Origin of the sequence: Pseudomonas sp. HS6 (assembly GCF_023375815.1) — a bacterium.
Taxonomy (GTDB): Bacteria; Pseudomonadota; Gammaproteobacteria; order Pseudomonadales; family Pseudomonadaceae; genus Aquipseudomonas.
This window is the reverse complement of the sequence record NZ_CP067412.1, coordinates 4,662,929-4,676,139: the sequence shown is the minus strand read 5'-3', so window position 1 is coordinate 4,676,139 and position 13,211 is coordinate 4,662,929. Positions and strand designations below refer to the sequence as shown.

Annotated in this window: 12 protein-coding genes; 6 read left to right on the top strand and 6 right to left on the bottom strand. The window is 60.9% G+C overall.

The window, feature by feature from the left end; genetic code table 11:
- The first annotated feature begins 58 nt into the window (after positions 1 to 58).
- Positions 59 to 475, top strand: coding sequence for a malonate transporter subunit MadL (gene madL / locus JJN09_RS21085; protein WP_249483498.1), 417 nt, complete (start codon positions 59 to 61; stop codon positions 473 to 475).
- Position 476: 1 nt separating this feature from the next.
- Complete coding sequence (gene madM, locus JJN09_RS21080; RefSeq protein ID WP_096817644.1) at positions 477 to 1,241, top strand: malonate transporter subunit MadM; 765 nt, start codon at positions 477 to 479, stop codon at positions 1,239 to 1,241.
- Positions 1,242 to 1,438: 197 nt separating this feature from the next.
- Here the strand turns inward: madM and JJN09_RS21075 are convergent, their stop codons facing one another.
- Positions 1,439 to 2,359: a LysR substrate-binding domain-containing protein gene (locus tag JJN09_RS21075; RefSeq protein WP_249483497.1), complete on the bottom strand. Its 921-nt coding sequence runs from the start codon at positions 2,357 to 2,359 to the stop codon at positions 1,439 to 1,441.
- A 141-nt stretch (positions 2,360 to 2,500) separates the two neighbouring features.
- Between JJN09_RS21075 and JJN09_RS21070 the strand changes: the two genes are divergently transcribed.
- Positions 2,501 to 3,118 carry a hemolysin III family protein gene (locus tag JJN09_RS21070; RefSeq protein WP_011336351.1) on the top strand — a complete coding sequence of 206 codons (618 nt, stop codon included), beginning with the start codon at positions 2,501 to 2,503 and terminating at the stop codon, positions 3,116 to 3,118.
- A 111-nt stretch (positions 3,119 to 3,229) separates the two neighbouring features.
- Here JJN09_RS21070 and JJN09_RS21065 read toward each other — a convergent pair whose 3' ends face one another.
- Positions 3,230 to 3,949, bottom strand: coding sequence for a 16S rRNA (uracil(1498)-N(3))-methyltransferase (locus JJN09_RS21065; RefSeq protein ID WP_249483495.1), 720 nt, complete (start codon positions 3,947 to 3,949; stop codon positions 3,230 to 3,232).
- A gap of 144 nt (positions 3,950 to 4,093) precedes the next feature.
- Positions 4,094 to 5,500, bottom strand: coding sequence for an adenosylmethionine--8-amino-7-oxononanoate transaminase (locus JJN09_RS21060; RefSeq protein ID WP_249483494.1), 1,407 nt, complete (start codon positions 5,498 to 5,500; stop codon positions 4,094 to 4,096).
- A gap of 223 nt (positions 5,501 to 5,723) precedes the next feature.
- On the opposite strand from JJN09_RS21060, the gene JJN09_RS21055 reads away from it, so the two are divergent.
- From JJN09_RS21055 to JJN09_RS21045, 3 genes are all read left to right on the top strand, one after another.
- A complete protein-coding gene (locus tag JJN09_RS21055; protein WP_249483492.1) occupies positions 5,724 to 7,505 on the top strand; it encodes a flavin monoamine oxidase family protein in 1,782 nt (593 codons plus the stop codon).
- Positions 7,506 to 7,855: 350 nt separating this feature from the next.
- The gene (locus JJN09_RS21050; protein ID WP_249483491.1) at positions 7,856 to 8,407 is read left to right on the top strand and encodes a cytochrome b; all 552 of its coding nucleotides are present in this window, start codon (positions 7,856 to 7,858) and stop codon (positions 8,405 to 8,407) included.
- A gap of 32 nt (positions 8,408 to 8,439) precedes the next feature.
- A complete protein-coding gene (locus JJN09_RS21045) occupies positions 8,440 to 9,033 on the top strand; it encodes a YceI family protein (RefSeq protein ID WP_249483490.1) in 594 nt (197 codons plus the stop codon).
- Positions 9,034 to 9,102: 69 nt separating this feature from the next.
- Here JJN09_RS21045 and JJN09_RS21040 read toward each other — a convergent pair whose 3' ends face one another.
- The 3 genes from JJN09_RS21040 to metF all read right to left on the bottom strand — a co-directional run bounded on the left by JJN09_RS21040 (position 9,103) and on the right by metF (position 13,050).
- Complete coding sequence (locus JJN09_RS21040) at positions 9,103 to 11,001, bottom strand: DEAD/DEAH box helicase (protein ID WP_249483489.1); 1,899 nt, start codon at positions 10,999 to 11,001, stop codon at positions 9,103 to 9,105.
- Between the two features lie 222 nt (positions 11,002 to 11,223).
- A complete protein-coding gene (locus JJN09_RS21035) occupies positions 11,224 to 12,036 on the bottom strand; it encodes an ABC transporter substrate-binding protein (protein WP_249483487.1) in 813 nt (270 codons plus the stop codon).
- A gap of 168 nt (positions 12,037 to 12,204) precedes the next feature.
- Entirely contained in the window at positions 12,205 to 13,050 is an 846-nt protein-coding gene (gene metF / locus JJN09_RS21030; protein WP_249483485.1) for a methylenetetrahydrofolate reductase [NAD(P)H], read from the bottom strand.
- Positions 13,051 to 13,211: the final 161 nt, after the last annotated feature.

The window sequence follows — 13,211 nt, the reverse complement described above, 5'->3', positions numbered from 1 at the left end:
GACTCAGGCTTCGAACAACAAAAACAACATTCGACGATGCACTTTGAGGACTACAACAATGATTATTTACGGTGTGGCGCTGCTGGCGATCTGTACGCTGGCAGGGGTGATCATGGGTGATCTGCTCGGCGTGCTGCTGGGGGTCAAATCCAACGTTGGCGGGGTCGGTATCGCCATGATCCTGTTGATCTGCGCGAGGTTGTGGATGCAGAAGCGCGGCGGCATGACCAAGGATTGCGAAATGGGCGTCGGCTTCTGGGGCGCCATGTACATTCCGGTAGTGGTGGCAATGGCCGCGCAACAGAACGTTGTCACCGCCCTGCACGGCGGCCCGGTGGCGGTGCTGGCGGCAATCGGTTCGGTGGTGCTCTGTGGCTGCACCATTGCCCTGATCAGCCGTACCCACAAGGGCGAACCGTTGCCCGACGAGCCGGCGGAAGTTTCCCCGGTCGGCACGCCCGTAGGAGGTCGCTGACATGTGGGATCTCATTGAAAAAGGTCTGGAACACAACGGCCTGGTCACCGCGTTTGCCTTCGTCGGCGTGATCATGTGGGTCTCGGTGATTCTCTCCAAACGCCTGACGTTCGGGCGAATTCACGGCTCGGCGATTGCCATCGTCATCGGCCTGGTGCTGGCCTGGGTCGGTGGCACCATGACCGGCGGCCAGAAGGGCCTGGCGGATCTGTCGCTGTTCTCCGGCATCGGCCTGATGGGCGGCGCGATGCTGCGGGATTTCGCCATCGTCGCCACCGCGTTCGAGGTGCAGGCGACCGAGGCGAAGAAGGCCGGGTTGATTGGTGTGATCGCGCTGCTGCTGGGCACGATCCTGCCGTTCATTGTCGGTGCGTGCATGGCCTGGGCGTTCGGTTATCGCGATGCGGTGAGCATGACCACCATCGGCGCGGGGGCGGTGACTTACATCGTCGGGCCTGTGACCGGCGCAGCGATTGGCGCGACCTCGGATGTGATGGCGCTGTCGATTGCCACCGGGTTGATCAAGGCGATTCTGGTGATGGTCGGTACGCCCGTGGCGGCGCGCTGGATGGGCCTGGATAACCCGCGCTCGGCAATGGTGTTTGGCGGGTTGGCCGGGACCGTAAGTGGTGTGACGGCGGGGCTGGCGGCGACGGATCGGCGGTTGGTGCCTTATGGGGCGTTGACGGCTACTTTCCACACTGGGCTTGGGTGCTTGCTGGGGCCTTCGTTGTTGTTCTTCATCGTGCGCGGAATTGTGGGCTGAATATCAAAAGCTACCCCCTCACCCTAACCCTCTCCCGGAGGGAGAGGGGACTGATCGAGTTGGATGTTAGAGGTACGCCGACGTGAGGGACTTGAGTCGAACTCAGGTTTGAAAATCCCCCGATCTGCTCCCTTTCCCCCTCGCCCCCTTGGGGGAGAGGGCTGGGGTGAGGGGGTAAGCTTTTGATCTGCTTTTAATCACACCGCCGACTGGCGATTCGCATACATCCGACACTCCGCCAACAACGCCAGCAGATTCGGATCGCGTTCTTTAGCCTTCAAAAACACCACCCCAATGTGCTGCTGCAACCGGTACTTCTCCTGCAACGGAATCAGCTTCACCCGGTTCTCGTACACCGCCGCAATCCTCCCCGGCAGCAACGCGTAACCGACCCCGGAACTGACCATGCTCAGCAGGGTGAAGATGTCGTTGACCTGCATCGCCACCTTCGGCTCGAACCCCGCCTGCCTGAACACCCGAATACCGTCCTGATGGGTGGCGAAGCCTTGCGTGAGGGTGATGAAGGTTTCGTCGCGCACTTCGGCCAGATCCACTTCGCTGCGTTGGGCGAAGCGCGAATCGGCCGGGGTGGCGAGGAAGATGTCGTCGGAAAACAATGGAATCTGTTCGCAGTCCGGGTCGTTGACGCTGTCGTCCAGCGACACGAGGATCGCGTCGACTTCCATGTTTTTCAGCTTGTAGAGCAAGTCAATGTTCGAGCCGAGGATCAGGTCGATGTTGAGTTCGCTGCGGCGGATCTTCAGGCCCATGATCAGTTGCGGCACGGTTTTCACCGTCAACGAATACAACGAGCCGAGCTTGAAGCGTTCAGCCGAAAACCCGGCGGCTTCGCGGGTCAGGCGCACGCTTTCGACCACGTCCTGAATCAGCTTTTGTGCGCGTTCTTCGAGCACGTAGGCGCTTTCCAGCGGTGTCAGGTTACGTCCTTCGTGTTTGAACAACGGACAACGCAGTGCGCTTTCCAGTGAATGGATTGCGCGGTGCACGCTGACGTTGCTGGTCTGCAACTCCGCAGCGGCGCGGGCGAGGTTGCCGGTGCGCATGAAGGCGAGGAACACCTCGAGTTTCTTCAGGGTCAATTCTTCGTCGATCAGCATGGCGCGGACTCTTCTTGGTATCGGTCGATTGTGCCCAAATATCAGGACAGGCGCAGGACCGCGTTGAACGGAAACATTGCGCTTTTACGCTCAAGGCCCGAGCCTTGCGCGCTGCGGTAATGAAATCGAGGTGTGCGACACATGTATCACGGAGAAAAACTGAACGCCTGGACCCATCTGGTCGGGGCGGTAGCGGCGTTTGTCGGAGGCGTGTGGATGCTGGTGATCGCCAGCCTCGACGGCAGCCCGTGGAAAATTGTCAGCGTGGCGATTTACGCCTTTACGTTGCTGGTGCTCTACAGCGCCTCCACCGTGTACCACAGCGTGCGCGGGCGCAAGAAAGCAATCATGAAGAAGGTCGATCACTTTTCGATCTACCTGTTGATCGCCGGCAGCTACACGCCGTTCTGTCTGGTGACCCTGCGTGGGCCGTGGGGCTGGACGCTGTTCGGGATTGTCTGGGGATTGGCGCTGATCGGCATCCTGCAAGAGATCAAACCGCGCTCGGAGGCGCGGATCCTGTCGATCGTGATCTACGCGGTGATGGGCTGGATTGTGCTGGTGGCGGTCAAACCGCTGATCGCGGCGCTGGGGACGGCGGGGTTTGCCTGGTTGGCGTCGGGCGGCGTGTTGTACACCGTGGGAATCATCTTCTTTGCCCTCGACCATCGCCTGCGGCATGCCCACGGGATCTGGCATCTGTTCGTGATCGCCGGGAGCCTGCTGCACTTTGTGGCGATCTTGTTTTATGTCTTGTAGACCGAGGCGCCGCCAATCGCTGGCAAGCCAGCTCCCACAGGGTTTGGTGTTGCTCACAACTGTTGCGGCCAACAAGGATCCCGTGGGAGCTGGCTTGCCAGCGATGGGGCCTTAGAAGTCACCCCACAATTGCTGCGCTACTGCCAGCGCCACAACCGGCGCCGTCTCGGTACGCAACACGCGCGGGCCGAGGCGGGCGGCGTGGAAGCCGTTGGCCTTGGCCTGCTCGACTTCGGCGTCGGACAAGCCGCCTTCAGGGCCTATCAGGAACGCCAGCGTCGATGGCTTGGCGTGGCTGACCAAGGGTTCGGCCACCGGGTGCAGAACCAGTTTCAGTTCGGCTTCGGTCTGTTTCAACCAGTCGGCCAGCAACACCGGCGGATGAATCACCGGCACCCGCGAACGACCGCATTGCTCGCAAGCGCTGATCGCTACCTGACGCCAGTGCAGCAGGCGTTTGTCGGCGCGTTCATCCTTGAGGCGGACTTCGCAGCGTTCGCTGAAAATCGGGGTGATTTCGTTGACGCCCAGTTCGGTGGCTTTCTGGATCGCCCAGTCCATCCGCTCGCCCCGGGACAGGCCCTGGCCGAGGTGGATTTGCAACGGTGACTCGACCTGGCCGGCGAGTTGTTCGTCGATCCTGACCGTCACGCGCTTCTTGCCGACTTCCAGCAGTGCACCGCGAAACTCGTGGCCGGAACCGTCGAACAGCTGCACCGCATCGCCCTCGGCCATGCGCAGCACGCGGCTGATGTAATGCGCCTGGGCTTCCGGCAGTTCGTGTTCGCCAATGCTGAGCGGGGCGTCGATAAAGAAGCGGGACAGTCTCATTCGGAGTCTCTGTAAGATTTGTAAAAGTCTGGCGGCCCCATCGCTGGCAAGCCAGCTCCCACAAGGTTCTGCGCAGAACATGTGGGAGCTGGCTTGCCAGCGATGACGGTAGTCCGGTCACCGCTGAAGCTTAAGTGAAGTCAATCAGCCCGGATCACGGAACCCGGGATGGAAATCCTTCGGCACCGCCACGCTGACGCTGTCACGGGTGGCGATGTCGATGCCTTCGCTGGCGACTTCGGCGAGAAAGTCGATCTGCTCCGGGGTGATCACGTACGGCGGCAGGAAATACACCACGCTGCCCAGTGGACGCAGCAACGCGCCACGCTCCAGCGCATGCTGGAACACCTTCAGGCCGCGACGTTCCTGCCACGGATAAGCCTCTTTCGTGGCTTTGTCCTTGACCATCTCGATGGCCAGGACCATGCCGGTCTGGCGCACTTCGGAAACATTCGGATGATCCACCAGATGCGCCGTGGCCGAAGCCATGCGTTGAGCCAGCGCCCGGTTGTTCTCGATCACATTGTCTTGTTCGAAGATATCAAGAGTCGCCAGCGCCGCTGCACACGCCAGCGGGTTGCCGGTGTAGCTGTGCGAATGCAGGAAGGCGCGCAGGGTCGGGTAATCGTCGTAGAACGCGCTGTACACCTCGTCGGTGGTCAGGCACGCCGCCAATGGCAGATAACCGCCAGTCAGGGCTTTCGACAGGCACAGGAAGTCCGGGCGGATGCCGGCCTGTTCGCAGGCGAACATCGTGCCGGTACGGCCGAAACCGACGGCGATTTCGTCGTGGATGAGATGCACGCCGTAACGGTCACAGGCCTCGCGCAGCAGCTTGAGGTACACCGGGTGATACATGCGCATGCCGCCGGCGCCCTGGATCAGCGGCTCGACGATCACGGCAGCGACGCTGTCATGATTTTCCGCCAGCGTCTGCTCCATGGCCGCGAACATGTTGCGCGAATGCTCTTCCCAGCTCATGCCTTGGGGGCGCAGGTAGCAATCCGGGCTCGGCACCTTGATGGTGTCCATCAGCAGGGCTTTGTAGGTTTCGGTGAACAGCGGCACGTCGCCGACCGCCATCGCCGCCATGGTTTCGCCGTGGTAGCTGTTGGTCAGGGTGACAAAGCGCTTCTTGTTCGACTGGCCGCGGTTGAGCCAGTAGTGAAAGCTCATTTTCAGCGCGACTTCGATGCAGGACGAACCGTTATCGGCGTAGAACACCCGGTTCAGGCCCTCGGGCGTTATTTTCACCAGCCGCTCGGACAGCTCGATCACCGGCTGATGGCTGAAACCGGCCAGAATCACGTGTTCCAGTTGATCGACCTGATCCTTGATGCGCTGGTTGATGCGCGGGTTGGCGTGGCCGAACGCGTTGACCCACCAGGAGCTGACGGCATCCAGGTAGCGCTTGCCTTCGAAATCTTCCAGCCAGACGCCTTCACCGCGCTTGATCGGAATCAGCGGCAGCTGTTCGTGGTCTTTCATCTGGGTGCAGGGATGCCACAGCACCGCGAGATCGCGTTGCATCCACTGGTTGTTCAGGCCCATGTTCAGTCTCCTCGAGGCGGCTCGCGTCAGGCGCGGGCAAACAATCGCGCAAGCCTATGCAATGCGTCGCGTCGGGACAACCCATTGCGTCGATTGAGCTACTTTGTATGGGCCGATAGACGTTGCTGGCGGCGTTTTGATGGCTGACGTATTCTTCGCGGTTCTTTGGGTCGTCTGGCCCGCAAAACTGCTTTTTCCTACGTGTTTTTCCGGAGTTCGCTGAATGTCTGTCGGTTGGCTGCGCGCCTGTGCGCTTGTGGTGTTGGGGCTGTTTAGCGTTACGGCGCTGGCCAAGGATAAAACCGCGATCGTGATCGGCGGCGGCCTGTCGGGCCTGACTGCGGCTTACGAACTGCAGAACAAGGGCTGGCAGGTGACGCTGCTGGAAGCCAAACCGAGCCTGGGCGGTCGCTCGGGCATGGCTACCAGCGAGTGGATCGGCAACGACAAGGCTCAGCCGGTGCTGAACAAGTACGTGTCGACCTTCAAGCTGAACACCACGCCGGCCCCTGAATTCGTGCGGACCCCGGGTTACCTGATCGACGGCGAATATTTCTCCGCTGCCGACCTGGCCACCAAGCAGCCGGCCACCGCTCAGGCGCTGAAAGCCTACGAGAAAACCCGCGACGACCTGGCGCGTTCGATTGACGATCCGCAGAACCCGGCCGCGACCAACACCCTGCACGCGCTCGACCAGATCAACGTCTCGAGCTGGCTCGACAAGCAGAACCTGCCCGCCACCGCGCGTCAGCTAATCAACCAGGATATCCGCACCCACTACGACGAACCTTCGCGCCTTTCGCTGCTGTACTTCGCGCAGCAGAGCCGGGTGTATCGCGGCGTGTCCGATCGTGACCTGCGCGCTTCGCGTCTGGTCGGCGGCAGCCCGGTGCTGGCCCAGGCCTTCGTCAAACAGCTGAAAACCATCAAGACTGATTCGCCGGTGTCTGCCATCACCCAGGACAAGGACGGCGTGACCGTCAAGGTCGGCAGCGTTGGCTACTCGGCAGATTACGTCGTGCTGGCGGTGCCATTGCGTGCCCTCAACAAGATCCAGCTGACCCCGGCGCTGGACGCCCAGCATCTGGCCGCCATCAAGGGCACCAACTACGGCTGGCGCGACCAAATCATGCTGAAGTTCAAGACGCCAGTATGGGAAAGCAAGGCGCGGATGTCCGGCGAGATCTACAGCAACACCGGTCTGGGGATGTTGTGGATCGAGCCGGCTCTGAAGGGCGGCGCGAACGTGGTGATCAACCTGTCCGGCGACAACGCCCGGGTGATGCAGGCCTTCGGCGACAAGCAGATGGTCGATCAGGTGCTGATCCGTCTGCACACGTTTTATCCACAGGCCCGTGGCTCGTTCACCGGTTATGAAATCCGTCGCTACAGCACCGACCCGTCGACGGGCGGTTCTTACCTGGCCTTTGGTCCTGGCCAGATCAGCAAATTCTGGCGCCTGTGGGAACGTCCGCTGCAACGCGTAGCGTTTGCCGGCGAACACACCGACACCTTGTACCCGGGCACTCTGGAAGGCGCGCTGCGTACCGGTCAGCGTGCGGCCAGTCAGGTTGAAGACCTGGCGGCAGGCAAATCGTTTGAGCCGATCAAGGTCGGCCCAACAGCGGCCACCGCCGTAGCGGCAGGCGCAGCGGGCGCGGCAGTGGCGGCAAAGAAAGGCAACTTCTTCACCAATCTGTTCGGCGGTTCGGACGACGATAAGAAACCAGAGCCCGTGAAAGCGCCAGAGCCGGCACCTGCTCCAGCCGCTCCAGCGCCTGCACCGACCCCGGCTCCAGCGCCAGCTCCGGCGGAAGCACCGAAGCCTGCGGCCCCGGTGAAAGCCGAGCCAGCGAAGAAAGCGGCGGCCAAACCAGCGGCGAAAAAGCCTGCGGCCAAGACCGAGGCGAAAAAAGCCCCGGCCAAACCTGCAGCGAAAAAGGCTGAACCGGCGAAGAAGCCAGCGGCCAAACCGGCGGCGAGCACCGATACGAAGGCTCAGTAAAATCTTGAGCTGAATGAAAAAGCGCGGCTTTCAGGCCGCGCTTTTTTATTGCCTGAAAGATCGCCATCGCGAGCAAGCTCGCTCCCACGGGTTTCGGCTCTGTAAGAGAACTTTGGGAACACCACTGGTCATTGTGGGAGCGAGCTTGCTCGCGAAGAGGCCAGAACTGGCACCTGAATTTATTCGGTCGCCGGCTAACCTCCAGTCACACTTTTCGCCTTTAATCTTTCCTTAACACCCTTGTTCAAGACTCTTGATCGTATTTCTCGATATTTCAAAGCGAAATTTTCCGCTTTAATTCGATAGATAACTCGCTAGTCTTGGTTCGCAGTTCTCACAGGATTTGGGCAATGCAGCTACGTAACTCTTCTTCGCGCTACGGTTGGGTCAGCATCTTCATGCACTGGGGCGTGGCGCTGGCAGTCTTCGGATTGTTCGGCCTCGGGCTGTGGATGGTTGGTCTCGGGTACTACGATCCCTGGCGCAAGGCAGGGCCGGATCTGCACAAGAGCATCGGTCTGATCCTGCTGGGTGTCATGGTGTTGCGCGTGTTGTGGCGCTTTATCAGCCCACCGCCGCCCACCTTGACCAGCTATAGCCGCATGACGCGTCTGGGCGCCAAGTTCGGCCATGCCTTTTTGTACCTCTGCTTGTTCGCTGTGATGATTGCCGGTTACCTGATTTCCACCGCAGAAGGTGTCGGGATTCCGGTGTTTGACTGGTTTGAAGTGCCTGCACTGGTTTCCGGTCTACCGGATCAGGCAGACAACGCCGGTGCGATTCACCTCTACCTGGCATGGGCGCTGGTAATTTTTTCCGGCCTCCACGCGTTGGCAGCATTGAAGCACCACTTTATCGACCGTGATGTGACCCTCAAGCGAATGCTCGGTCGCAAAGCCTGAAGTTCAACCTCGACTCCCAAGGAAAACAAAGCATGTTGAAAAAGACTCTCGCCGCTCTGGCAATCGGTTCCGCTGTGCTGTCCGCCAACGTGATGGCCGCTGACTACACCGTCGACAAACAAGGCCAGCACGCCTTCGTCGATTTCAAGATCAGCCACTTGGGCTATAGCTACATCACCGGTACGTTCAAGGACATCGACGGCACCTTCAGCTTCGACGCTGCCAAGCCTGAAGACAGCAAGATCGAGTTCAACGTGAACACCGCCAGCGTCTTCACCAACAACGCTGAGCGTGACAAGCACATCTCCAGCAAAGACTTCCTGAAAGTCGCCGATTTCCCGAAAGCGACCTTCAAGTCCACCAGCGTTAAAACCACCGGCAAAAACGCCGATGGCAAAGTCACTGCTGACGTGACTGGCGACCTGACCATTGCTGGTGTCACCAAGCCAGTTGTGGTCAAGGCCACTTTCCTGGGTGAAGGCAAGGATCCATGGGGCGGCTACCGTGCCGGCTTCGAAGGCACCACCAGCATCAAGCGCTCTGATTTCGGCAAGATGATGGACCTGGGTCCACAGTCCGATGCCGTTGAGCTGTACGTGACGTTCGAAGGTGTCAAAGCGAAGTAATTTTCGCCAGACATAAAAAAAACGCCCCCGGTCTTGCGATCGGGGGCGTTTTTTATTGCCTTGTGAAACTCAGCGGTTGCGAGTCAGCAAGGCCGGTTTTTCACCGCGTGGGCGGCTTGGCAGTTGATCGAGCTGCTCAGGCGTCGGGAAGCGGTCGGCTTTCGATTCCTTGTGCATGATCTTCGGGCCGCTGCTGCGCGGGTTCTGCACGGCAGGTTCAGCACGTTGCTGATCGTCACGGGCCGGGCGGCGGTTGCGCGATGAGGATTCGTCGCGACGGCCCTGGCCTTCACGCGGGGCACCGTCACGAGGAGCGCCGTTGCGCGGGCCGCTGCGTTTGGCCGGTGGGGTGCCGGTGCTCGAACCGTTGCTGTTGCGCGGACCGTTCTGGCGACCTTGTGGCTGGCCACCGGTGCGTGGTGCGCCCGAACCTGCGCCTTGCGCCGGAGCACCAGGACGACGACCACGGCCGCCGGCCGGAGCCTGCTTTGGCACGTAATCAACGCGGTTACCGAAGTTATCCACATCGTCATCGAGGAATTCGTCCGGAGCACGATCAGCGGCGGCGCGTGGCGGCTGGCTCGGCTGACGCTGTTCGCGGGCCGGGGTGCCTTCGCGTGGCTTCTGTTGACGGGCTGGACGCTCGCCACGCTCACCGCGTTCGCCGGCCGGTTTTTCCTTGCCCTTGTCTTTGCCTTTGTCTTTACGACCGCCGCCGCCACCGCCGCCATTCGGACCGTCGCCGCGTGGGCCACGGGCATTGCGCGGGTTGCGCATGTCCGGACGCTCGCGCACTTCAGGCTTCTCGGCCTCGATGGTGCTGGCATCGAAGCCCATCAGGTCGCCGTCGGCGATTTTCTGCTTGGTCATGCGTTCGATGCTTTTCAGCAGTTTTTCTTCGTCCGGCGCGACCAGCGAGATCGCCTCGCCCGAACGACCGGCACGGCCGGTACGGCCGATACGGTGCACGTAGTCTTCATCGACGTTCGGCAGTTCGAAGTTGACCACGTGTGGCAACTGGTCGATGTCCAGGCCACGGGCGGCAATATCGGTCGCTACCAGAATGCGCACTTCGCCGGCCTTGAAGTCGGCCAGGGCTTTGGTGCGGGCGTTCTGGCTCTTGTTGCCGTGGATCGCCACAGCCGGCAGGCCGTGTTTGTCCAGGTATTCGGCCAGACGGTTGGCACCGTGCTTGGTGCGGGTGAACACCAGTACCTGTTCCCAGGCGCCAGCGGTAATCAGGTGCGCCAGCAGCGCACGCTTGTGGCTGGCCGGCAGACGGAATACGCGTTGTTCGATGCGCTCGACCGTGGTGTTCGGCGGCGTCACTTCGATGCGTTCCGGGTTGTGCAGCAGCTTGCCGGCGAGGTCGGTGATGTCTTTGGAGAAGGTCGCCGAGAACAGCAGGTTCTGGCGTTTGGCCGGCAGACGCGCGAGGACTTTCTTCACGTCATGGACGAAGCCCATGTCGAGCATGCGGTCGGCTTCGTCCAGCACGAGGATTTCAACGTGGGACAGGTCGACGCTGCCTTGGCCGCACAGGTCGAGCAGACGACCCGGGCAGGCAACCAGTACGTCCACGCCGCGGGACATGGCTTGAACCTGAGGGTTCATGCCGACGCCGCCGAAGATGCAGGCGCTGACGAATTTCAGGTCACGGGCATAGATCTTGAAGCTCTCGTGAACCTGAGCCGCGAGTTCGCGGGTCGGTGTCAGGACCAGTACGCGCGGTTGGCGCGGGCCATGACGCTGGGATTTGTCCGGGTGACCGTTGGGGAACAGCCGCTCCAGGATCGGGAGGGCGAAACCGCCGGTTTTACCGGTACCTGTCTGTGCCGCAACCATCAGGTCGCGACCTTGCAACACGGCGGGAATGGCCCGCTGTTGCACCGGAGTAGGCTCGGTATAGCCCGCATCATTGATGGCGCGGACCAAAGCCTCGGAGAGACCGAGGGAAGCAAAGGACATGAGTAATCCTGTTTTAGTTAGGGCTTGGCCCAATGGGAGTCTTGCCTGGCGCGAATGGCGTTTAAGAGGACGCAATCCCGTCCGGTCCTGCTGCGGTTCCGAAGGCACGTCCGGAGCGCTCGCGCGGGCTGAAAAGCTGCGCTGTAGCGGGTCGGGAGGCCTGTTACGGTTCCGGGCGTCCGGGCGTGAGCCTGGCGGGAACGCCGGAGTATAACAGAGCAATCACTGCGCGCCGCTTTCCTGCTGCTCAACGGTTTTGCCGCTGGCGGTGGCGCTGCCCAGCGGCGCAGACAGTGCCGGGGCCGCGCCGTAGCGTGCGCTGAGCTCTGCATAGGCCGGTTCGCGCTTGAAACGCTTGAGTTCGGCGCCGAAGCGCTGCACCAGTAAATCCATCCCCGCATTGCGTCGCACGGCCAGAAACTGGCTCTGACGGCTGATGACGGTTGGGTTTTCAGTGATCTGGTTGCGGATATTCAATTCATCGAGCAAATGCTGGCCCACGCGTCGGTCGGTGATCAGCAGGTCGATCCGTCCGCGTACCAGTTTGCCGAAGTTGGCTTCGTGGGTCGGGGCGGGTTCGCGGGTAAACAGGCTCGACTCCCTGAAGTCCGGGCTGTACAGATAGCCCGGCGAGGTGCCGATGGTCAGGCCCTTAAGGTCTTCAAGGCTGCGAAAGGGGTGCGGTCGTTCGTTGGCGTAGAACATCACGAACTCGACGTCTGACAGTGGTTCGCTCGGGTAGAGCAGGGTGGCGTCGCGTTCGGCGCTGTGAAAAATGTCCAGTGCGCCGTCGGCCTGGCCGGTTTCGAGCATCGACAGGCAGCGTTTCCACGGCAGGAACTGCCATTCGACTTCGATGCCCAGGCGTTTGAACACGATGGCGGTGGTTTCGTAGTCCAGCCCGAGGTTCTTGCCGTTCTCTTCGTAAACGTACGGCGCCCACGGTTCGGTGACGATACGCAGCTTCTCGCCCCGAGCCGCAAAGCTCAGGCAAGCAAAAACCAGCACGGCGAATAACTGCGTGATCAAAGGCATGACTTGAGATTACGACGAGAAACGCCAAAGAGCCAGAAACTGGCAGCAGAAGCTCTGCTTCGGGCCTTAAAAGCAAAAGATCGCAGTTGCGACAACGCTATGAAAGCTGTCGAAATTTGCGATCTTTTGTTACTGCGTGAAACGGTCAGCTTGCGGCGTACAGCGGTCTCAGCGCGGCAACTTCAGGTTGTTCCAGATCGCCAGGCTAGGTTCGGCCTGGTTCATGGAATAGAAGTGCAGGCCGGGCGCGCCGCCTTGCAGCAGGCGTTCGCACATTTCGCTGACCACCTGCTCACCAAAGCGCTGAATGCTTTGGCTGTCATCCCCGTAGGCTTCCAGTTGCTTGCGGATCCAGCGCGGGATTTCCGCACCGCAGGCATCGGAGAAGCGTGCGAGTTTGCTGTAGTTGGTGATCGGCATGATCCCCGGCACGACTGGAATGTCCACGCCCAGCGCCTGCAAACGGTCGACAAAGTAGAAGTAGCTGTCGGCGTTGAAGAAGTACTGGGTGATCGCGCTGTCGGCGCCGGCACGGGCCTTGCGCACGAAATTGGCGAGATCGTCTTCGTAGTTGCGCGCTTGCGGATGCATCTCCGGGTAAGCGGCCACTTCGATGTGGAAATGATCGCCGGTTTCTTCACGAATGAATTCAACCAGTTCATTGGCGTGACGCAGCTCGCCGCTGGTCATGCCCATGCCGGACGGCAGGTCGCCACGCAGGGCAACGATGCGCTTGATGCCGGCAGCCTTGTACTCGTTCAACAGGCCGCGCAGGTCGTCCTTGCTGTCGCCGACGCACGACAGGTGCGGGGCAGCGGGGATTTTGACTTCGCTTTCCAGCTGCAGAACGGTGTTCAGCGTGCGGTCACGGGTCGAGCCGCCCGCGCCGTAGGTGCAGGAAAAGAAATCAGGGTTGTAAGTGGCCAACTGACGGGCAGTGGCGAGCAGTTTTTCATGCCCAGCATCGGTCTTGGTCGGGAAGAACTCGAAGCTGTAGCGACGGTCTTGGGACATGGAGGGGACCTCCAGCTACAAGCTGCAAGCTTCAAGCTGCAAGAGCAGCGGAGGTGCGCTGGTCTCTTGTACCTGAAGCTTGCGGCCTGACACTGTTTTGACAAATAGGGGCAGAGCTTTCGGGCTTCGCGCGGCAGGCTCGGCTTGTGGCCTTGACTGCC